The sequence below is a fragment of the Streptomyces sp. Ag109_O5-10 genome (assembly GCF_900105755.1).
Taxonomy (GTDB): Bacteria; Actinomycetota; Actinomycetes; order Streptomycetales; family Streptomycetaceae; genus Streptomyces.
Genome location: NZ_FNTQ01000001.1, coordinates 5,304,350 through 5,324,325, shown reverse-complemented (window position 1 = coordinate 5,324,325; position 19,976 = coordinate 5,304,350). Strand labels below are relative to the sequence as shown.

The 19,976-nt window shown below is 72.1% G+C and carries 18 protein-coding genes and 1 pseudogene; 13 read left to right on the top strand and 6 right to left on the bottom strand.

Annotated elements, in window-relative coordinates; translation table 11 throughout:
* The first annotated feature begins 363 nt into the window (after positions 1 to 363).
* The 5 genes from BLW82_RS24425 to BLW82_RS24400 all read left to right on the top strand — a co-directional run bounded on the left by BLW82_RS24425 (position 364) and on the right by BLW82_RS24400 (position 8,058).
* Positions 364 to 954 (top strand): fasciclin domain-containing protein, encoded by a 591-nt coding sequence (locus BLW82_RS24425; RefSeq protein WP_093501764.1) that lies wholly within the window; start codon positions 364 to 366, stop codon positions 952 to 954.
* Positions 955 to 2,204: 1,250 nt separating this feature from the next.
* Positions 2,205 to 4,607, top strand: a complete 2,403-nt coding sequence (locus tag BLW82_RS24415; RefSeq protein ID WP_093501761.1) for an MFS transporter — start codon at positions 2,205 to 2,207, stop codon at positions 4,605 to 4,607.
* 350 nt (positions 4,608 to 4,957) lie between these two features.
* Positions 4,958 to 5,692 (top strand): hypothetical protein, encoded by a 735-nt coding sequence (locus BLW82_RS24410; RefSeq protein ID WP_256215941.1) that lies wholly within the window; start codon positions 4,958 to 4,960, stop codon positions 5,690 to 5,692.
* A gap of 57 nt (positions 5,693 to 5,749) precedes the next feature.
* Positions 5,750 to 7,363, top strand: a complete 1,614-nt coding sequence (locus tag BLW82_RS24405; RefSeq protein WP_093501759.1) for a hypothetical protein — start codon at positions 5,750 to 5,752, stop codon at positions 7,361 to 7,363.
* On the top strand, positions 7,360 to 8,058 hold the full coding sequence (locus BLW82_RS24400) for a nucleotide-binding protein (RefSeq protein ID WP_256215940.1): 699 nt from the start codon (positions 7,360 to 7,362) through the stop codon (positions 8,056 to 8,058). The genes BLW82_RS24405 and BLW82_RS24400 overlap by 4 nt, the downstream gene beginning before the upstream one ends.
* A 55-nt stretch (positions 8,059 to 8,113) precedes the next feature.
* Here the strand turns inward: BLW82_RS24400 and BLW82_RS24395 are convergent, their stop codons facing one another.
* A complete protein-coding gene (locus BLW82_RS24395) occupies positions 8,114 to 8,941 on the bottom strand; it encodes a macro domain-containing protein (RefSeq protein WP_256215939.1) in 828 nt (275 codons plus the stop codon).
* A 198-nt stretch (positions 8,942 to 9,139) separates the two neighbouring features.
* Between BLW82_RS24395 and BLW82_RS24390 the strand changes: the two genes are divergently transcribed.
* The 3 genes from BLW82_RS24390 to BLW82_RS24380 all read left to right on the top strand — a co-directional run bounded on the left by BLW82_RS24390 (position 9,140) and on the right by BLW82_RS24380 (position 12,251).
* Positions 9,140 to 10,504, top strand: a complete 1,365-nt coding sequence (locus BLW82_RS24390) for an AfsR/SARP family transcriptional regulator (protein WP_093501756.1) — start codon at positions 9,140 to 9,142, stop codon at positions 10,502 to 10,504.
* Positions 10,505 to 10,787: 283 nt separating this feature from the next.
* Positions 10,788 to 11,036: a hypothetical protein gene (locus BLW82_RS24385; protein WP_093501754.1), complete on the top strand. Its 249-nt coding sequence runs from the start codon at positions 10,788 to 10,790 to the stop codon at positions 11,034 to 11,036.
* A gap of 12 nt (positions 11,037 to 11,048) precedes the next feature.
* Positions 11,049 to 12,251: an SPFH domain-containing protein gene (locus BLW82_RS24380; RefSeq protein ID WP_093501752.1), complete on the top strand. Its 1,203-nt coding sequence runs from the start codon at positions 11,049 to 11,051 to the stop codon at positions 12,249 to 12,251.
* Between the two features lie 96 nt (positions 12,252 to 12,347).
* Here BLW82_RS24380 and BLW82_RS24375 read toward each other — a convergent pair.
* Together BLW82_RS24375 and BLW82_RS24370 are read right to left on the bottom strand one after the other, a co-directional pair.
* Positions 12,348 to 12,633 (bottom strand): annotated as a pseudogene (locus BLW82_RS24375) (short-chain dehydrogenase); the annotation flags it as partial.
* A 379-nt stretch (positions 12,634 to 13,012) separates the two neighbouring features.
* Entirely contained in the window at positions 13,013 to 13,579 is a 567-nt protein-coding gene (locus tag BLW82_RS24370) for a dihydrofolate reductase family protein (protein WP_093501750.1), read from the bottom strand.
* Between the two features lie 318 nt (positions 13,580 to 13,897).
* Here BLW82_RS24370 and BLW82_RS24365 point away from each other — a divergent pair, with 318 nt between their 5' ends.
* The 5 genes from BLW82_RS24365 to BLW82_RS24345 all read left to right on the top strand — a co-directional run bounded on the left by BLW82_RS24365 (position 13,898) and on the right by BLW82_RS24345 (position 17,420).
* Positions 13,898 to 14,098: a hypothetical protein gene (locus BLW82_RS24365; RefSeq protein ID WP_093501748.1), complete on the top strand. Its 201-nt coding sequence runs from the start codon at positions 13,898 to 13,900 to the stop codon at positions 14,096 to 14,098.
* A gap of 58 nt (positions 14,099 to 14,156) precedes the next feature.
* Complete coding sequence (locus tag BLW82_RS24360) at positions 14,157 to 14,375, top strand: hypothetical protein (protein WP_093501746.1); 219 nt, start codon at positions 14,157 to 14,159, stop codon at positions 14,373 to 14,375.
* A gap of 395 nt (positions 14,376 to 14,770) precedes the next feature.
* Entirely contained in the window at positions 14,771 to 15,706 is a 936-nt protein-coding gene (locus BLW82_RS24355; protein WP_093501744.1) for a slipin family protein, read from the top strand.
* 224 nt (positions 15,707 to 15,930) lie between these two features.
* A complete protein-coding gene (locus BLW82_RS24350; RefSeq protein ID WP_093501742.1) occupies positions 15,931 to 16,437 on the top strand; it encodes a glutathione peroxidase in 507 nt (168 codons plus the stop codon).
* Between the two features lie 80 nt (positions 16,438 to 16,517).
* Positions 16,518 to 17,420: a MerR family transcriptional regulator gene (locus BLW82_RS24345; RefSeq protein WP_093501740.1), complete on the top strand. Its 903-nt coding sequence runs from the start codon at positions 16,518 to 16,520 to the stop codon at positions 17,418 to 17,420.
* Between the two features lie 146 nt (positions 17,421 to 17,566).
* Here the strand turns inward: BLW82_RS24345 and BLW82_RS24340 are convergent, their stop codons facing one another.
* The 3 genes from BLW82_RS24340 to BLW82_RS24330 all read right to left on the bottom strand — a co-directional run bounded on the left by BLW82_RS24340 (position 17,567) and on the right by BLW82_RS24330 (position 19,843).
* Positions 17,567 to 17,758 carry a DUF397 domain-containing protein gene (locus tag BLW82_RS24340; RefSeq protein WP_093501738.1) on the bottom strand — a complete coding sequence of 64 codons (192 nt, stop codon included), beginning with the start codon at positions 17,756 to 17,758 and terminating at the stop codon, positions 17,567 to 17,569.
* Between the two features lie 189 nt (positions 17,759 to 17,947).
* Positions 17,948 to 18,805 (bottom strand): helix-turn-helix domain-containing protein, encoded by an 858-nt coding sequence (locus BLW82_RS24335; RefSeq protein ID WP_093501737.1) that lies wholly within the window; start codon positions 18,803 to 18,805, stop codon positions 17,948 to 17,950.
* Between the two features lie 285 nt (positions 18,806 to 19,090).
* A complete protein-coding gene (locus tag BLW82_RS24330) occupies positions 19,091 to 19,843 on the bottom strand; it encodes a GOLPH3/VPS74 family protein (protein WP_093501735.1) in 753 nt (250 codons plus the stop codon).
* Positions 19,844 to 19,976 lie beyond the last annotated feature (133 nt).

The window sequence follows — 19,976 nt, the reverse complement described above, 5'->3', positions numbered from 1 at the left end:
CGACATGACGCGGGTGACGTTCATGGACGCGAGCGGCCCGAGCAAGGGGCTGCGTTTGCGTCAGCGAGTCGTCACGGGCGACGGCGATCTGGAGCTGTGTGGTGCGCGGCCGGCAGCCGCAGGTACGGCGCGTACGGGAACTGGCCGGAACCGACGCGCAGTTCCGGGTGACGGTGCTCCACGCCCCGCCGGGGACGTGATCTGCTGCGAACCAGCGGACCGGCAGCTCAGTGGGGTCGCGGAACTTCGTGCTCGGCCGACGCGGCCTCGTACCGCCGCTTCGAGATGCGGGTTACGGCTGCCGCTGGCTACGCTCGCTGAAGGCCTCTGCAGTGTTCACGCCTCCACAGGAGGAGGGTTGCGATGAGGTTCACCCGCATGCACATGCGTACGCGCACCGCAAACGCAGCAGCGGCGGCCCTGGTCGCCGTTCCGCTGGCGCTGGTGGGCGCGGTGTCGCAGGGTCACGCGCAGGACGCGTCGCCCAGTCCGACGGGCACATTCGGTTCCGGCTGTGCGGCGCTCGCCCAGAAGGTCGGCACGGCCAAGGACAAGGTCGTGGAGGCCGCGGCCGCGTATCCGCAACTCAGCCATCTGGTCTCCGCCGCGGTCAGGGCGCATCTGAACGGCACCCTCGACGGGAAGCCCGGCATCACCGTCTTCGCCCCCGACGACGAGGCCTTCCAGGCGGCGACCGTGGCGCAGTTCGCCTCGCTCCTCGCCGACCAGGGGCAGTTGAAGAAGCTGCTGACCTACCACGTCGTGGACCGGCAGATCACCCCGGACGAACTCTCGCACGGCTCCTTCAAGACCGTGGAGGGCAGCAAGCTGACCACGTCGGGCTCCGGCACCGACTTCAAGGTCAACGGCGTGGCGAACATCGTCTGCGGCAACATCAAGGCCGCGAACGCCACCATCTACGTCATCGACGAAGTACTCCAGCCGCCGTCCTGAGGCGGTTTCAACTGTGCTCCCGCAGAACGCGGTTCAGCGGCGCGGCCGGTCGAGGCGGAACGGGGTCAGGGCCTCGGGACGGCGGCCGGTGCGGACGTAGCGGATGAGGGCGTGGCCGGCGACCGGGCCCAGGGCGCCGCCGGGCATGCCGTGGCCGGTGACGACGTAGGCCTTGTCGTGGCCCGGGACGCGGTCGATGACGGGGAGCCCGTCGGGGAGGAAGGGCCGTCCTCCGACGCAGGGTCACGGATCCGGCCGACCGGGTCGTCCGGGTCGTCGCACCAGCGGCCCCGGTAGTGCCGGCCGGCGAGGGCGACGGCGACGACACGGCGCCTGTCGAGGCGGGTGTCGTCGCCGCCGAGTTCCATCGACGCCGCCGATGCGTGTGGGGTGCCGACCGGTGAGGCGACGGCCCGGTGTTCGCCGGAGTGGAGCGGGTGCGGGGGGTGTCGGGTCCAGGTCGACCGAAGAGCTGTTGCCCTTGCCCGCCCGGAGGGGCGGCGGAGGGCCGAGGAGCGGGTGCCGGCCGCGACGGCGACGGCCGCGCAGGGGACGTCGCCCCGGGTGGGTGGTGCGCGGGGCCGTGACCCGGCCCCCGGCGGTGCGGAAGCCGGTGGCCTGCGCGTTCTCGTGGATCTTCACCCCCGTCGCGGTGAGCCTCTCGCCGAGCGCGCGGACGCACGCCTGATCACCGGCCGCCCGCTGCGCGCCCACCGGACCACCCTGGCGCTCCACCTCGCCTGTCCGACGGACCAGTTGGGCGAGGGCGCCGCAGAGGGCGTTGAGCGAGACCGGGAGGCCGGCGGCACCGGCCGGGACATCACGCCTCTCCCGAGTAGCAAAGGGAGAGCAAAGCCCTAGCAAAGGGGCGCCTCGGCGCGTCTGCCGTGCTGATCAGCATCGAATGTGACGTCGGCCAAATGCTTTGCATTTCGCTCGCGGAATGCCTAGCCTCCAAGTGTACGAAACGGTTTCGATCAGTTAGTGGGCCGACGGCCCCGAGTCCCAGGAGCGAGGTGTCGTCGGATGGGGGCTCCACAGGCAGTCGGGGAAACCAGGGCGACGCCCCGGGGCCCGCAGAGACGTCGACCTCGCCCGGATCGTCTCCCCCGCGCTGCGCAGCAACCCCGCCCTGGCCGAGGCGATGCACGACGCGAGGCCGACGCCGACTGCCTCACCCACTTCCTGGACACCGTGATTCTTCCGGTGCTCACCAGTACCTGATCCACTCGCATCCGGAGAGCCCCCTCATGTCATCCACTTCCGTCGACTCCGTCGACGCGCACGCCGGCGTCGCGCCGGCCCCGTCCTCGTCGGCCCGCGGCGCCAGACACCAGGCACCGCACCGGTGGATGGTGCTGGCCGTGATCGGCCTCGCCCAGCTGATGGTGGTGCTCGACTCGACGATCGTGAACATCGCCCTGCCGTCCGCCCAGCGCGACCTGGGCTTCTCCAACGACGGCCGGCAGTGGGTGGTCACCGCCTACTCGCTGGCGTTCGGTTCGCTGCTGCTGCTCGGCGGCCGGCTCGCGGACTTCTTCGGCCGCAAGACCACCCTGCTGATCGGCCTGATCGGGTTCGCCGGTGCCTCCGCGATGGCCGGCGCCTCGCAGAACCTGACGATGCTGATCGTCGGCCGGGCGGTCCAGGGCGTGTTCGGCGCGCTGCTCGCGCCCGCCGCGCTGTCCCTGCTGACCACGACCTTCACCGACGCCAAGGAGCGTGCCAAGGCCTTCGGTGTCTACGGTGCGATCGCCGGCAGCGGCGGTGCCATCGGCCTGCTGCTGGGCGGCCTGCTGACCGAGCACCTGAACTGGCGGTACACCCTCTACGTCAACCTGCCGATCGCGGTCGTCGCGGTGATCGGCACGATGGTGTTCGTCCGCAGGCCCGCGAAGGCCGCGCGTCCCCGGCTGGACACGCTGGGCACGGTCCTCGCCGCGGGCGGCGTGTTCTCGCTGGTGTACGGCTTCGCCAACGCCGAGACCCACCCGTGGAGCAACTGGATGGTCTGGGCCTTCCTGGCCGCCGGTGGCGTACTGCTCGCGCTCTTCACGTTCTGGGAGACCCGGGCCGGCCATCCGCTGCTGCCGCTGCGGGTGCTGGCCGACCGCAACCGCGCGGCCGCCTACCTCTCGGTGTTCGTCACCGGCGCCGGCATGTTCGGGGTCTTCCTGTTCCTGACCTACTACCTGCAGGAGACGCTGCACTACTCGCCGGTCAAGACCGGTCTGGCCTTCCTCCCGATGATCGGGGCGCTGATGGTGTTCGCGCAGCTGGCCACCATCGTCGTGGTGCCCCGGGTGGGCGCCAAGCCGATCGTCCCGGTCGGCGCGCTGCTCGCGGCCGCCGGCATGGTCTGGCTCACCAGGCTCGACCTGCACTCGGCCTACACCTCGGACGTGCTGGCGCCGCTGCTGATCATGGGTGCCGGTATCGGCATGGTGATGCCGCCGGCGATGAGCCTGGCCACCCTCGGGGTCGCGCCGCAGGACCAGGGCGTCGCCTCGGCGACCACCAACACCATGCAGCAGGTCGGCGGCTCCATCGGCACCGCGCTGTTCTCCACCCTGGCGGCGACCTCGGCCACCGACTACGTCAAGGACCACCACCCGGTGACCCCGCTGGTGAAGGCCAACGCCGCGCTGCACAGCTACGCCACCGCCTACTGGTGGGCGGCCGGGTTCTTCGTCGTGGCGGCCGTCCTCGCGGCGGTGCTCTACCGCAAGGGCAGCCCGACGGCCCAGGCCCGGTCCGTGGACACCGCCCCCCGCGCCGCCTTCGAGGAGACCGGCCCGGCCGAGGCCGTGCCCCTGGTCCAGCCCCGGACCGAGACCACCGCGGTGCTCCCGGATCCGGCCGGCCTGACGGTCAGCGGCCGGGTCCTGGCCGCCGGCGACGGTGTGCCGGCACCGGGCGCCGTGGTCACGCTGATCGACCCGACGGGGCGGCAGCTCGGCCACGCCGTCGCCGACCCCGCGGGCCGCTACGCGGTGGCCGTCCCGGCCGCGGGCTCGTACGTCCTGGTCGGCTCGGCCGCCGGACGCCAGCCGCAGGTGGCCACGCTCACGGTGGGGGGCTCACCGGTCGAGTACAACCTGGTGCTGGCCGGCACCACCGGTCTGACCGGCAGCGTCCGCTCGGACGGCCTCCCGGTGAGCGGAGCCCTGGTGGTCGCGACCGACCTGTTCGGCGAGGTGGCGGACTCCACGGTCACCGGCGCCGACGGCGGCTACCGTCTCGGCCGGCTGGTCGCCGGGGAGTACGTCCTGACCGTGAGCGCCGAGGGCCACCGGCCCACCGCCGTCGCGGTGACCGTCGGGGACGCCGGGGCCGCCCAGGACATCCTGCTCGCTCCGGCCGCCGCGGTCCGCGGCATCGTCCGGGGCAGGAACGGCTCGCCCCTGACCGACGCCCGGGTGGCTCTGCTGGACTCCGCCGGCAACGTGGTCGCCTCCCGCACCACCGGCGAGGACGGCGAGTACGCCTTCGCGGACCTGCCCGGCACCGAGTACACGGTGGTCGCCTCCGGCTACCCGCCGGTGGCCGCCCCGGTCCGGCTGAACGGAACCGGGCAGGACGGCTTCGACCTCTACCTCGCCCACGAGGAGACCGGGCAGCAGAGCACCCCGCTATCCGGACCGCTGGGCTGACCCCCACCGGCGGAACCACCCCGGCGGAGCCGGGCGGCACGGGTACGGCACCCGCGGCGCCCGGCTCTTCCGCGTTGCCGGGTGGTGCCGCACGTAGGCCGGTGGCCGGATCCCGCGCCTGCCGCGCGGCGGGCGGGGAACGGGGGTGTCACCGGGGTGGCGGGGGTGGCCCGAAGGGGTCGGGAGCGGGCCGGAAGCGGATCGGAAGCAGCTCGGTTCTGGCCACGGAAGCGGCGGCGCTGGTCACCTCGTAGGTGTCAACCGCCTTGTCGCGCCCCGCTGCTCACCGCCCGCCCGGGGCGGCGGCCGGGGCGGGGCGCGGTGCACTGCCGTCACCGCTGGAGATCCCCATGACCGATGCAGAGCCGACGCCGCCCGCCGGGCGTCCCGACCCGCTGTCCGCCCATCGCGCGCCGCCCTCCTACCAGGCCCCGGGGCTGATACCGCCCGGCGGCCCCGCCCGCACCTGGGGGCTCGCGGTCATCGCCACGCCCCTGCTGCTCGCCCTGCTCCTGGCCCTGATCGGCGGCCTGGCCGGGGGGTCGTCCGGGTCCTCGTCCGGAACGTCCGGCACCGGCTACGACTCCGGCCTCTTCGGCTCGGGCACCTCGGGCTCGGACACGTCAGGCTCGGACGGCGGTGGTACGGCGGGGACGGACGACCAGCCGGCCTACACCGACCCGGCGACGGCGTCCGCATGGCCGTACGGCGACACCGCCACCCCCGGGACGAACACGACCGACGGCTACTACGGCGACCCGACGGACACCGCCACCGCCACCCCGGGCGCGAGCCCGACCGCGCCCGGCGACGTCGTCACCGCCTACTTCGCGGCGATCAGCTCCCACGACTACGAAACCGCCTGGGCCCTCGGCGGCAAGAACCTCGACTCGAGCTACGACAGCTTCGTCTCGGGCTACTCCACCACCGAGCAGGACACCGTCACCGTCGAGTCCGTGGCGGGCGACCAGGTGCAGGTGACCATCGAGGCGCTGCAGACGGACGGCACGACGAAGTCGTACGACGCCACCTACACCGTCCAGGACGGCGCGATCACCAGCGGCACGGCCACCCAGACCGGCTGACACCCACCGGGGCGTGCCCGCAGCGGTGCGCCCGCACGAGCGGAGCGCTGAACCACCATGGCCACACAGATACTCGACCCCCGTCCGCCCGGCCCGGCACCACAGGAGCCGCCGCGGCACCGCGCCTACGCGCGCACCAGGGCCACCCGGCTGCTGTCCGCGGGTACCTACCTCGATCCCGGCTACCGGCGCGCCGTCATCCGGGAACTGCTCCACAGGCGTTTCCGGGTCGTCGCGCCCTCCTACGGCTACGACGCCGTCTCGGTCCTCGCCCACGCCCTGGCCGCGCGCCGGCTGCGCCGCATCCAGTGGGCGATCGCGGCCGGCGTGGACTTCGCGGTGTTCCTGCTGCTCGCCAACGGGGTGCTCAACGCGTTCCTCGGCGTGGTCCTGCTGTGCTGGGTGCCGTGGGCGGCGGCCTACCTGCGCCGGATCGTCACCCTGCACGTCCTGATGACCCGGCTGCGGGAGAACGGCCCGGACGGCGGCTTCGACGGTGCCGCCCCGGTGCACGCCAGGCTGACCGACGCCCTCGCCCGCAAGATCGACCACGAGCAGGCCGGCCGCAGCGGACTGGTCTTCTACGGCGGCTACCGGCCCTTCGTCGGCGCGGGTCTGCCGCTGCGCGACTGGTCCAACGCGCAGTTGCTGCTCGGGGCGCCGAAGACCCGGATCATGGCGCGCAAGACCGCGGACGGTGCACCGCCCGACCTCGACACCGTCGAACGCAGGCAGGTCGTGCCGTTCGACGTGCACGAGATCACCAGCCAGGTCGCCGCCCGGCTCGCCGCCGACCTGCGCGACGAGACCCGCCCCGAGGAGCGGATCGACGGACTGACCGTCGAACAGCGCCGCTTCACCACCGCGATCCGCACCAACGACCGCTCCAAGGGCGCCGGCTGGTCCAAGCTGCCCAGCGGGGTGGAGGACCTGCCCGACATCCACTGGCGGGAGGACTACGACGCGGCCCGCGAGTACCTGTGCGTGCGCGTCGGATCCTGGAACGAGGAGCTGGTGACCTCGGTCTTCGTCGGGTTCGACCTCAAGGGCAACACGCTGCACACCGAGTTCTACACCTACGTCCTCGGGCCGCTCGTGGAGGACTTCCACCTGGTGGACCAGCTGCCCGCCGCCGTCGACGGGCGGCTTGCGGTGCGGGTCGCGTGGGACATGTTCACGGCCCTGATGCGCTGGTGGGTGACGCTGTGGATGTGGCCGCTGCTGCTGGTCCCGGAGCGGTTCCTGCCGGCGTGGCTGGCCCACTGGACCCGGCCCTGGCGGGTCAGGAGGGCCAGGCGGGCCACGGCCGCGCTGCTGCTGTCGGACCGGGTGGAGGACAGCAGCGAGTTCCGGCTGGGCCGGTACGTCAACCGCTGGCTCAACTGCGGTGCCCTGGCGAGCGTCCGGGAGCTGGCCACCAGCGACTCGTACCACCACTTCTTCCAGCAGTCCGACGCGGTGAAGTACATGCAGATCGTCGAGCGCCGGCTGCTGGAGAACATCCGCGCCTTCCTCGACGAGCACGACGTGGACCTCGCCGAGCACGACCGGGCGCAGACCAACATCCTGCTGGGCGACAACAGCCAGAACTTCTTCGGCGGGCAGCAGAGCAACTTCGGCTACAACTACCAGCCGCCGAGCGGCGGTTCGTCAGGAAAAGCGGGGTCATGACCATGAGCCAGGGAAACACCGGCGGCGACAACAGCCAGAACTTCTTCGGCGGCCGGCAGAGCGGCTTCGGGTACAACGTGTACAACACCCCGCAGGAGGAGGGGCCGTCGGCCGAGCAGGAGGCGGCGCGCGCGGCGCAGGCCCGCGCCGACCACGGCCGCAGCCGCAGCGTCTTCGTCGTGCACGGCCGCGACGAGGAGGTGCGTACGGCCATGTTCGGGCTGCTGCGCCGGCTGGACCTGCGCCCGCTGGAGTGGGAGCGGCTGGTGCGGAGCACCGGGGGCACCGCACCGTTCCTGGGCGAGGTCATCGAGAAGGCGCTGTCGCAGGCGCAGGCGGCGCTCGTGCTGCTCACCCCGGACGACGTCGCCAAGCTCCACCCGCACCTGCTGGGCGACAACGAGCCGTCCTACGAGACCCAGTTGACCGGCCAGCCCCGCCAGAACGTGCTGATCGAGCTCGGCATGGCGCTGATGGCCTACCCGGAGCGGACGATCATCGTGGAGGTCGGCCAGGTCCGGCCCGCCGCGGATCTCGGGGGCCGCAACGTGATCCGCTTCGACGGCTCCGAGACCGCCGTCTCGAAGATCGTCGAACGGCTCAAGGGCGCCGAGTGCGACCTCGACGACACCCGGCCGGACTGGCGTGACACCTCGTACTTCGAGAACCTGGCGGCCTATCGCCGGCTGGCCTGACGGGCGCGTGGCGGGGGCGGGGGGCCGTGGGCCTTCCCGCCCCATTTCCCGTGCGCTACCGCTCCGGACCCGACGCCAGGGCGGCCAGGAACGCGGCCAGCTCGCGCATGTCGATGCCCTCCAGCTCCTCGGGCCGTACGACGACGCGCAGTTCGCGGCAGATCGGGGCCTCCCGGGAGCGGGCCACGAAGGACATCAGGATCAGCCGGAGCAGGCTGTCCCGGTCGAGGTGGCCGAGACGGGCCAGCCCGGATCCGGTCAACGGCATCGCCACCCGCTCCAGTTGGGCGTGCGCGCGCAGCGCGTCCCACAGCCCGGCCAGGCCCCGCCACAGGTCCTCGACGCCGGAGGCGGCCACGTAGTCGTTGCCGATCCGGCTGTAGGCCACGCCGAACACCAGCCGCGGCCGGGCGCCCAGCACCGCCACCGTGCCGACCGGGTAGCGGTCGAGCTTGCCGAGCGGCTTGTCCGCCCGCTCCTCCCGCGCCACGGGCCGGGCGGAGGCGAGCGCCCCGCTCAGCTCCGCGTCCAGGCGCTCCTCGTCGCCGCCGTAACGGCGGTCGAGCAACTGGGCCTGCACACTGTCGCCGTTGATGACGCGGCCGCCGGCCGACAGGGTGTCGAAGGTGTCGCAGAAGCCGACCACCAGGTGGGCCGGCTGGTCGAACAGGTCGCCCGCCTCGACGACGACCGTCATGTCGGGCCGCCGGAACACCTGCCGTACCCGGACCGCGGGACGGGACCTCAGCAGCCCCCAGCCCAGGCAGGCCCCCACCGACAGCCCGACGACCGCGCCGGACGCGCCGTGCGGCACGAAGGGGCCGACGACCTGGGACACGGCGGACAGCCCGCCGAACGCCACCATCGTGTCGCGGAGGAACACCTGCCGGGCGCGCCTTGTACCACGCCGGAAGGGGTTCCTGGCCTGTATCGGGTGCATCGGGGCCAGTCCGGCGGAATCACCCGAACTCACGGAATCCCCAAGGCATCATGATAACCTTTCAGTCACTATGGCTGACGCAGAGTGACGCTGAACCGCCGGGGGGCGACGCGGATGGCCGGTGCGAGAGCACGTATCCGGGTGAAGGTACTGGGCCCGGTCCAGCTTGAGGTCGACGGGGTTCCGGTACGGCTGACACCGTTGACCGTACGGCTGCTGGTCCGCCTGGTGGCGGCCGGCGGCGAGGCGGTGCCGGTACGGCAACTGCGGCGCGACGTGTGGGGACTCGCGGACGAGCCGCGCCACCTGGACCAGCGCAACCGCAACGAGGTGCAGAAACGGGTCCTGGAGCTGCGGCGGGCGCTGGCCCCCGGCGCCCTGGGCCAGGACAGCGCGGGCACGGCGGTCCTGCGCACTGAGCAACAGGTCACCGTGCAGGGCCCGGAGACCGCCTACCGCCTGGTGCTGCGGCCCGAGGAACTGGACAGCGCGCGGTTCACCGCGATCGTGAACGACGCCCTGCTCGCGCCCCCCGCCACCGCCGCGCACCGGCTGTCCGAGGCACTGTCCCTGGTGCGCGGCCGGCCGCTGGCCGAGGTGAACGGCGAGGGGTTCGCGGTGCCCTTCGTCCGCCGCCTGACCGCCCTCCTGGACGCGGGCCGCCGGGAACTGGTCCGTGTGCAGACCGACCTGGGCCGGCCCGAACTCGCCCTGCCGGTGGCCGAGCTGATCACCCACGAGCACCCCGACGACGTCGAGGCCGCGCGCACCCTGGAGGCCCTGCGCGCGGAGCTGCGCGCCCGGCACGGGGCCGAACTGCTGCGGCACCGGGTGCCGTTGGAGGGCCAGCGCGCCGACGTGGTGCTGGTGCGCGGCGACCTGTTCGACCAGACGGACTGCAACCTGGTGATCGGGTTCTCCGACACCTTCGACACGGAGACCGCCGAGGACCTCGTGATCAGCCGGGAGAGCCTGCAGAGCCAGCTCGTCGACCGGCTGTTCGCCGGGAAGCGGCGCCTGCTGGACGACCGGCTGCGGGCGGGGCTGCGCTCGGTGAAGTCGGTGGGCACCGAGACCGTACGGGCCAAGCCGCTGGGCCGCCGGGTCCGTTATCCGGTGGGCACGACCGTGGTGGTACCGGTCGAGGGCCGCCGGGTGTTCGCCACCGCCTACTCGCGGCTCGGCAACGACCTGGTGGCCAGGTCCAACCACGCCGACCTGCGGCTGAGCCTGGAGAACCTGTGGGCATCGGTCGCGGTCAACGGCCTGTTCAAGCCGGTCGCCGTCCCGCTGATCGGCTCCGGCCTGGCCCGGGTCACGGACCTGGACCGGGGCCAGCTGGCCGCCCTGATCGTGGACTCGTTCATCGAGGCCTGCCGCCGCCACCCGGCTCTCACCCCCGAACTCCGGATCGTCATCCTGCCCCAGGAGCTGGCCCGCACCGATCTGGCCCCGGTGGAGCGGCGCTTCGAGGATCTGGTGCTCGGCCTGCGCGCGGCCGACTGACGCCGAAGGTGAGACCGGGCGCCGGCCCGGACGTGTCCCCCGGGCCGGCGGGCTGCTCCGCATCTGTCTGTTCCCCCTTCGCGGCGCCGTCCGCCGTCCGCGCCTCGCACCGGTGCGCCCGGCCTCACCGCCGTCCACGACACCACCGCGGCCGCTTCCGCCGGCACCCTCCAACCGCTTCCGATCCGGTTCCGGGCAGGAGGGTCCCCTCCGACCGTTGGGTCCCGCACCGATCGGGTCTATCGTCGGAATCATGGGGCCAGGAGGAGGAGGACGGCCGGTGATGCCGCAGGACGAGGCCGTGATCGGCTGCACGGGGAAGGTGCTCATCGGCACGCGCGGTGCCACCGGTCCGGGTGAGGTCCTGGTACGGGTGAGGGGTGGCTCGGAGACCTTCCTCGCCTGGTCCGAGGAGCCCCTGCCGGCCGGTGCGACGGTGCTCGTGATCGAATCACGGGGATGCCGCGAGGTCGGTGTCATCGAGTGGGTGGATCCATTGGACGCGCTCGGCGACAGCGCCGAGGCCGGCTGAGAAGAGACAGGAATGTTCGGATACCGCGTACCCGCTCCCGACGAGGCGATGTTGATCTCGGGGGGCAGGCGGGGACTGGGGGGCGCGCCGTTCCGAGTGGTGACGGGGCACGGCAAGTTCGTGCTGCCCGTCCTACGGAAGGTCCGTTTCCTCACCCTGTCCATGTGCGAGTCCGAGGTCACCGAGACCTGTGTGACCAGACAGGGCATCGCGTTGCACGTCCGCGCGGTCATCGCCTTCAAGGTCGGCAACGACCACGAGAGCATCATCAACGCGGGCCAGCGGTTCCTCTCCGACCAGGAGCAGATGTCGGTGCTGACCGGCCGGATCTTCGCCGGTCACCTGCGGGCCATCATCGGCTCGATGACGGTCGAGGAGATCGTCACCGAGCGGCAGAAGCTCGCCGCGGAGGTGCTGGACACCTCGAAGACGGAGATGGCGAAGATCGGCCTGATCGTCGACTCGCTGCAGATCCAGTCCATCGACGACGGCGACACCGGGTACATCGACGCGATGTCCGCGCCGCACAAGGCCGCCATCCAGCGGCAGGCGCAGATCGCGCAGGCGCAGGCCACCCAGGCCTCGGTCGAGGCGGAGCAGGCGGCGGCCCGTAACCAGGCCGAGTACGCCCGGCAGACCGCCATCGTCAAGGCCGAGTACTCCGCCGAGGTGGACCGGGCCCAGGCGCAGGCCGCGCAGGCCGGTCCGCTGGCGCAGGCGCACGCCCAGCAGGAGGTGCTCGCCGCCCAGACGGAGCTGGCCCTGCGCCAGGCCAAGCTGCGCCAGGAGCAGCTGGTGGCCGAGGTCGTGAAGCCCGCCGAGGCGGAGGCGGAGCGGGTCAGGATCCTGGCGGCCGCCGAGGCGCAGCGGATGAGGATCCAGGCGGAGGCGGCCGCGTCGTACGACCGCGTCGCCCTGGACCGGATGCTGATCGACCAGCTCCCGCAGATCGTCAAGGAGGCCGCGGGCGGCCTCGCCGGTGCCAACGTCAACGTCCTCAACGGCGCGGACGGCCTCGGCGAGATCGCGGCCGGCCTGGTGTCCCAGGGCCTGACCATCCTCGACTCGGTCCGGCAGAACCTGGGCGGCCAGAACTCCGACGGCCAGCACCCCGCAGGGCAGCGCTCCGGAGAGGACGGGGGCGGCAGCAGCCTGCTCCAGCTGCCCACCGGGAAGGGGCGCAAGTCGGACGACGGTCCGGTGGACGTCGACTGACCGCTCCGCGGGAAGCGCCGACATCTGGAAGCGCCGCGGCGGGCCGTAGGCCGGCTGCGGCGCCGCCGTGGCCGGCCGCGCGGTTCCTCGCGCCCCTTACGGGGCACCGCCGTGGGCGGGATCGACGCCGGTCAGGTCGCGGCTGGTGTCCCACAGCCGCGCCGCGACGGAGGCTTCGGTGAGGCGGGGCCACACCCGTTCGTCTCGCGGGCGGCCCCGCAGGCCGGGGACCCGGGGGCCCCACAACTGCCCGCCGCGCACGGCGCGGTCGAGCACAGCCCGGACCGCGGGCCAGGCACCGGCGTCCTCGCCCTGGACGAGGAGCGCGGCCGGGTGCGCCGCGGAGACGCGCACCGGCGGTCCGCACCTGGACCGGCGGTCGAGGAGCGCGGCCGGTGCGCCACGGGGACGCGCACCGGCGGTCGAGGAGCGCGGCCGGTGCGCCGCGGAGACGCGCACCGGCGGTCCGCACCTGGACCGGCGGTCGTGCCGGGGTCGCCGGTGACCAGGAAGACGCTGCCGTCGGCACGCGGGAGCCGTCGGACGTCCCAGGGCGGGGCGGAGGAGGTGGACGACATGGCGGCGGGGCTGCCTTGCTGTCGCAGGCGGCCGCGGCCGCCCGGCAGGACGGCTCGCCAGCCACGGTTCCAGCGGCCCCCGACGCATCGCCTACGGATCACCGACAGCACCACCGACCGCCCGACGGCCCACCGACACCCACGACGGCTACCCGAACGGCCGGTCGGTGGCCGCCGCCGAGATCAGCGCTGGCTGACGGGCTTGCTCGGAAGGTCGGTGCGCCTGCCCCGGCAGGAGTAGACGATCTCCACCGAACCACCGGGGAGGACGCGCTCGCGCTGGAAGGTCAGCCCGGTGTCGGGCCCGAGCATGGGTGTCAGGTGCGTCCCACCGCCGAACAGCATCGGCAGTACGACCAGTTCGAGGGTGTCGAGTGCGCCCAGGGCATGGAACGCCCCGATCGTCCGCGGGCCCCCGATGAGGTGGACATCGCCGCCCCGGTTGGCCGAGCGGAGCTTCTCCAGCAGCCGCACCGGGTCACTGTCGGTGGTGACGTGGTCGGGGGTACCGGCCGGGCGGTGTGAGCCGAGTACGAACACGTCGAGGTTCGGCCACGGCCAGCGGTCGTTGGTCAGCGCGGGTTCGAAGGTGGTGCGGCCCATCAGCGCCGCCTCGCAGTCCGCGAGGAACTCCCGGATACCGTGGCTTTCGCCGGAGACGAACGCGGGGTCGGCGGTCAGGGCGGGCCACCCGTTGGGTGTGGTCACGTAGCCATCGGCGCTCATGCTCATACGGGCGCGAATCTGCATGGTTGCTCCTCGGGGCGGCCGGCTTCGTGGCCGGCGACCCGAACCGTGGGTCGACGAATGGACAGCGCTTGTTGATCGCGGAGCCGCGGCCTGCCCGGCTTCTGCTTCGCGGGCCGCGCCTCTGCTCAAGCGTCGAACGGGAGGCCCGCCGATCGACATGCCGCCGAACCCGCACGGCACAGTCTTTGGCGTGGAGCCGCCGCGGGCCGGAGTGGCCGGCTGAGGCACTCAAGGGCGGACTGAGGCGTTCGGCCGGACCTTCCGGGCGACGCCGAGGCCCGATGGACTCGAAAATCGAACACGTGCTTGAATTCGGCCATGCGATCGTTTCCCGTGGACCTGGCCCGGGCGCAGCAGGAATGGAGCGCCACCTACCGGCAGCTCGCCGCGCGGCCCGGGCGTACCGAGTTGCGGCGGCGGCTGTACCGGCTGTCGGCGGAGGTGTACTTCCATCCCTACTGGCGGCAGCGGCGGCCGAGCCCCGCCGCGTGGCGGGAGCTTCGGGACCTGGGGAACTGAGGGGGCTCGGATGGCGTGCTGGAGTGCGGGACCGTACATCCCGGATGATCCTGAAGACATGTCCGGGCCGCTACGGGTGATCGTGCATCCGCCGTCACCGACGGGTGGCCGGCGCGTGCGCGTGGACGGCGAGATCCTCGGGCTGGCGCACAACCTGACCGACGTCGCCGAGTTCCTGCGCCGGGCCGGGCTGGAGGTGGATTCGTCGGATGTGGCGCGCGCGCCGTGGATCGACTGGCGGGGCGGCGGGCCGGAGTGGTGGGGGCCGGAGACGTGACGGTCCCGGGCAACGCACAAGGCCCGTCCGGTGTGGACGGGCCTCGGGGACGGAGCGCCGGGCAGGCCTTGCACCTGCATTTCCCCGCAGGAAGCGGGGCGTCTTTCCTTGGACCACCAACGCAGTACCGGACGGACCGCACCGGGCCGACCAGCTCTGGAATGATCATAGCCCATGCGGGTGAGGGCGGGCGCCGAAGCGGTCCAGGCAGCAGGCGCGGCCTCGGGGTGTCGGGGCCGGAGATCGCGACGTTCCCGGTGAGCCCGAGCGCGCGCTCTCGCCCCCCTTGGCGAGCCGGTTTTCTTTACGCACTCCTAACGCCGGCACCCGCATCCCGGCAGGGCCCGGACGTGTCCTCTTCCTTGTCCGGATCACGTCGAGAATGGAGTGTGCCCATGGACGGCGCCGTTGTAGGGGTCGTACTGGTGGTCGTGGCCGCCCTGCTCGTGCTGCGCAGCGGGATGCGGGTGGTCAACCAGGTCGAGCGTGGGGTCGTGTTCCGCCTGGGCAAGGCGCAGCCGGAATTCCGCCGCCCCGGGATCACCTTCCTCGTCCCCTTCGTCGACCGGATGCGCAAGGTGAACGTGCAGGTGGTCACCATGCCGGTGCCCACGCAGGAGGGCATCACCAAGGACAACGTCTCGGTGAAGGTCGACGCCGTCGTCTACTTCCGGGTCACCGATCCGGTCCGCGCGGCCATCGAGGTGCAGGACTACGTGTTCGCCGTCGGCCAGGTCGCCCAGTCCTCGCTCCGCTCCATCATCGGCAAGAGCGACCTGGACGACCTGCTGACCGACCGGGAGCGGCTGCACGAGGGGCTCGCCCTGATGATCGACAGCCCGGCCGCCGAGTGGGGCATCCACATCGACCGCGTCGAGATCAAGGACGTACAGCTCCCGGAGTCGCTGAAGCGGTCCATGTCCCGGCAGGCCGAGGCGGAGCGGGAGCGGCGGGCCCGGGTCATCACGGCCGACGGCGAGTTCCAGGCCGCGCAGCAGCTCGCCAACGCCTCCCGGATCATGTCGGAGACCCCGGAGGCGATGCAGCTGCGCCTCCTGCAGACCGTCGTCGAGGTCGCCGCCGAGAAGAACTCCACGCTCGTGATGCCCTTCCCGGTCGAGCTGCTGCGCTACTTCGAGCGGGCGACCAAGCGGCTCGACCAGGAGGTCGAGAAGAACGAGCGCGAACTGGACGGGCCGGACGGGTCGGCCGCGCTCAAGTCCGGGATCGAGCAGATCGCAGCCGTGGCCGACAAGTTCGGGCCGGCCGGAGAGCTCACGGCGCCGAGGGAACCGGCAGCGGAGCCGTCCGCTCCCGTCGAGCGGCCGTAGCGGCGCCGGCGTCACCGCGAGGGACGCCGCCGCGAGGAGTGTCGTCGCGCGGGCGGGCGAGGTGAGCCGAAACACCGACCCCGCCGGCGTGCCGGCCGAGTGCGGTCCGCCACGCGGGTGGTCCGGGCGGCTGGGCCTGGGGACTCTACGGGCGGACGGCGGACGGGGACGTGCCGGCCGAGGCCGGAACCCGGACGGCCGCCCGGCGGAGTTAGCATCCGCGTATGACGACTTCTGAGAACAACGAGTCCGTGCTCGACGTGGAGATCGGTGCGCTGCAGGGCGGCTCGGCCGGTCTGCCGGACTACGGCGGCAAGGCCGTGCTCATTGTCAACGTGGCCTCCAAGTGCGGCCTGACCCCGCAGTACAACGGTCTGGAGAAGCTCCAGGAGCGGTACGCGGACCAGGGCTTCACCGTGCTCGGGGTGCCCTGCAACCAGTTCATGGGCCAGGAGCCCGGCAGCGCCGAGGAGATCGCCGAGTTCTGCTCGGCCACGTACGGCGTGACCTTCCCGATGACCGAGAAGGTCGAGGTGAACGGCGCGGGCCGGCACCCGCTCTACGAGCGTCTGGTCGGGTTCGCCGACGGCGAGGGGCACACCGGGGACATCCGCTGGAACTTCGAGAAGTTCCTGGTCGGCCGGGACGGACAGGTCGTCGCCCGGTTCGCGCCGCAGACCGAGCCGGAGTCGGCGGAGGTCGTGGCGGCGGTGGAGGCGGCCCTCGCCTGACAGCGGGTCCGGCCGCGGCTTGACCTTGCCCCTGGGGCAGGGACGAGCCTCCTGATCGCCGGGCGGAACGGATCCGCCCGGTGACGGAGGATGCGGCCGTGGAGGACAGGGTGGACGTCGTGGACGAGGAGCTGCTCACGATCGGCGCGTTCGCCGCGCGCTCCCGGCTCTCGGCGAAGGCCCTGCGGCTTTACGACCGGCTCGGGCTGCTGGCCCCGGCGCACGTCGACGAGGCGACCGGCTACCGGTACTACCGCGCCGGCCAGGTGGAGCGCGCCCGGCTGGTGGCGCTGCTGCGCCAGCTGGACATGCCGCTGGCGCGGATCGCCGACGTCGTCGCGGCCGCGGAGACGGCGGACGGTGACACCGCCGCCGGGCTGCTGACCGGCTACTGGGCGGACGTCGAGGCGCGGGTCGCCGGACAGCGGACGCTCGCCGCATACCTCCGTGGACGGCTGTCCGGAGGGAGTACGGAGATGTACGGGACGTTCACGGTGGAGACGGTCGAGGTGCCGGCCCAGGTGGTGATCACCGAGACGCGGCACACGCTGGCGGACGAGCTGCCCGCCTGGATCGGCGCCTCGCTGGGCCGGCTGGAGGCGGCGGCCCGGGAGTGCGGGGGTGTGACCGGGGCGCCGTTCGTCGTCTACCACGCCGAGGTGTCCGTGGAGAGCGACGGGCCCGCCGAGGCCTGTGTCCCGGTGGCGGACGAGGCGGCGGCCCGGGCCTGGGCCGAGCGGCACGGGCGGGCCTGGGAGACGGCGGTGCGGGTCGAGCCGGCGCGCACGCTGGCGTACACGCGGATCAGCAAGGCGCAGGTGGCGCATCCGCAGATCCTGGCGGCCTTCGAGGCGGTGGAGCGGTGGATCGCCGGGCGGGAGGGTCTGGCGTACGACGGCCCGTGCCGGGAGGTCTACTTCGCGGACTGGGACGCGGCCGGACCGCAGGACCCGGTGTGCGACGTCGCGTTCCCCGTGCGGTGAGAGCCGGCCGGCGGGGGCGGGCACAAGCCGAGCCCCCTCGGCAAGGACGGCGGGCTGGTCGAGAGGGCTCCGGGTGACGCTTGTGCAGTTGTGGCTGTGCAGTTGTGTTTGTCGGGAACGTGAAGCGGTGGGTCAGCGAATGCCCCCTACGCCTTGACCGAGGTCACGAAGGCGTTCCACGCACCGGCCGGGAACGCGAGGACCGGGCCCTCCTCGACCTTGGAGTCGCGTACGGCGAGTCCCGTGGTCGTCGGCGACTTGACCTCGACGCACGCCCCGTTCCCTGCGGAATAGGAGGACTTCGTCCACGTCTCCGTGGCGCCCTGAAGCAGTGCCATGTCCACTCCTGTTGCGAGTTGCTGTGGTGCTTGCTGTAGTGCGATTCACGCCAACCTTTCCGACTGGCTGGCGTGATCGACGCTACTAGCCAACTTCCTCGCCTGGAGTACCCGTTCACTCGACCGGGTGGCATATTCCGTTGGAGACTTCCGCTGGACCGTGGCACCGGTGTACAGTCCGCCACTTCCTCAGCGGGCGTACTCCTTGGCCGCGTCGGCGATGAACTGCCGGGACTGCTCGACGTTCAGCGACTGGGCGCGCAGGTGCTCGTACATCACGGCGTACTTCTGCACGTCGTGGGCCTTCTCCAGGTAGAGGTCGCTGGTCACGCCCTCCAGGTAGACGACGCTGGAGTCGGCCGCGTCGGCGAACTCCAGGATCGCGTACTGGCCGTTGAGGCCGGGGTGGGCGCCGCACTCGAAGGGCAGCACCTGGACGGTGATGTGCGGCTGCTGGGACATCTCGATCAGGTACTCCAGCTGCTCGCGCATCACCAGCCTGCTGCCGACCAGCCGGCGCAGCGCGGCCTCGTCGAGCACCACCCACAGACGCAGGGGGTTGTGCTCGGCGGTGATACGTTCCTGTCGCCGCATCCGGACCTGGACCCGCTTCTCGATGTCGGCGGCGGAGGTCTCCGGCAACGCGCCCTGTACCAGGGCCTCGGCGTACGCCCGGGTCTGCAACAGACCGGTGACCAGCTGGGGTTCGTACACCCGCAGCGACTCGGCGTCGGTCTCCAGACCGATGTAGACGCTGTACGGGATGTCCCCGAACGCGTGCCACCAGCCTTGCTGCCGCGAATCCCGGGCCATCTCCATCAGGGACTCGACGACCCGCTGGTCCTCGACCTCGTACACCCCGCACAGGTCGCGGACGTCGCGCTGGCTGATGCTCCGGCGCCCGTTCTCCAGGCGGCTGATCTTCGACTGCGAAACGAGCAACCGCTCCGCAACTTCCTCCGCCGTCATGCCCTTGAGCTCGCGGAGCCTGCGCAGCTCCTGGCCCAGCCGGCGTCGCCTGACGGTGGGATTGACATTGGACGCCACGGGACGTGCACCTCCGGCTGCCTGCCTGTAACTACCACTTTGCGTATCTGCTGCTGAGCAGACTGCCACCATGGTGCTTCCTACCGCTGGGAAACGGCGGATATGCGGCGCGTACGCGTCAGTTCGGGCACGTTCCGGATTCTCCGGGCCTGCGCACGGAAATGCCGAGCGGGGCGGTGGAGGCACGTACTGCGTACGCCTCCGCCGCCCCGCTCGGACCAGCGGCTCCCGAACCGGGTCTCAGGGGTGCTGTGTCGCCGGCTGTTGCTGCCGTGGAACTGCGGCTCAGTGCACCACGGCGCGCGCCATCGCGCCCGCACCTCGGCGCGGTTGCATCGGAACACCGCGTGCGGGTTCCGGTGCGGCGGACCTGACGCCCGGTCCGGCCTGGGCCGGGGCGCGGCGTGGCTGGGCGGCCGCGCCGTTCTGCACGTCCATGACGGCGTGGGCCACGAGCCCGCCCATCGGGTCGTGCCGGATCAGGTCACGCAACCGGGAACGCGAGGAGCGGCCCTCGTTCCCCGGGTACAGGTGCTTGCCGAGACCGACCGCGTGGGCCAGCGCGGCGAGCGCCGCGGTCCGCGGGTCCGGCGGAACGCCGGTGCGGATCGCCGAATCCAGCCGGCCACGGATCTCCCGGGTGACGGCGTTGTCCGTCGCCTGGTAGCGAGTGGTCGGCAGCACCCCGCACATCTGACCCGCCACGGCGGCGACCATGCCGCACCGTTCCAGATGCGCGAGATAGACCTGGCGAAGGCCGAGACGTGGCCCGCCGATCCAGTGAACAGCCCGTACGGGAGCGCCACGCCTTCGCAGCAACTCCAACGCACAGTCCAAAGTCGGATCTCCAGTCGGCCGTGGCTGCACCACGGCGATACGATCCCCGTCTGGGGCTATCCGTCCGGCCAGCGCCAGCTCTACTAGCTGTGCTCCGGCCAGACCGAGGTCGAGCGACTGCGGCTGTGCAGTGGTACCCGTGGCCGGGTCCAGTGCCAGCAGCAGAAGCTCCTCCGGAAGTGTTCTGCGGCTCCTGCCCATCCATGCCTCCCCGCGTGGATGAATGACAGGGTGACCCCTCTCACATTGGTCTGTCGAGGGTGCGTGACCGGTTCGTAAGGGAACCGGCAGGTATGTCGTTCTCGTCTACCGCAGGGGCTAAGCCCGCACACAG

Coding starts and splice junctions, on each gene's coding strand:
- BLW82_RS24425 (WP_093501764.1), top strand. CDS start 364: ATGAGGTTCACCCGCATGCACATGCGTACGCGCACCGCAAACGCAGCA.
- BLW82_RS24415 (WP_093501761.1), top strand. CDS start 2,205: ATGTCATCCACTTCCGTCGACTCCGTCGACGCGCACGCCGGCGTCGCG.
- BLW82_RS24410 (WP_256215941.1), top strand. CDS start 4,958: ATGACCGATGCAGAGCCGACGCCGCCCGCCGGGCGTCCCGACCCGCTG.
- BLW82_RS24405 (WP_093501759.1), top strand. CDS start 5,750: ATGGCCACACAGATACTCGACCCCCGTCCGCCCGGCCCGGCACCACAG.
- BLW82_RS24400 (WP_256215940.1), top strand. CDS start 7,360: ATGACCATGAGCCAGGGAAACACCGGCGGCGACAACAGCCAGAACTTC.
- BLW82_RS24385 (WP_093501754.1), top strand. CDS start 10,788: ATGCCGCAGGACGAGGCCGTGATCGGCTGCACGGGGAAGGTGCTCATC.
- BLW82_RS24380 (WP_093501752.1), top strand. CDS start 11,049: ATGTTCGGATACCGCGTACCCGCTCCCGACGAGGCGATGTTGATCTCG.
- BLW82_RS24370 (WP_093501750.1), bottom strand. CDS start 13,579: ATGCAGATTCGCGCCCGTATGAGCATGAGCGCCGATGGCTACGTGACC.
- BLW82_RS24365 (WP_093501748.1), top strand. CDS start 13,898: ATGCGATCGTTTCCCGTGGACCTGGCCCGGGCGCAGCAGGAATGGAGC.
- BLW82_RS24360 (WP_093501746.1), top strand. CDS start 14,157: ATGTCCGGGCCGCTACGGGTGATCGTGCATCCGCCGTCACCGACGGGT.
- BLW82_RS24355 (WP_093501744.1), top strand. CDS start 14,771: ATGGACGGCGCCGTTGTAGGGGTCGTACTGGTGGTCGTGGCCGCCCTG.
- BLW82_RS24350 (WP_093501742.1), top strand. CDS start 15,931: ATGACGACTTCTGAGAACAACGAGTCCGTGCTCGACGTGGAGATCGGT.
- BLW82_RS24340 (WP_093501738.1), bottom strand. CDS start 17,758: ATGGCACTGCTTCAGGGCGCCACGGAGACGTGGACGAAGTCCTCCTAT.
- BLW82_RS24330 (WP_093501735.1), bottom strand. CDS start 19,843: ATGGGCAGGAGCCGCAGAACACTTCCGGAGGAGCTTCTGCTGCTGGCA.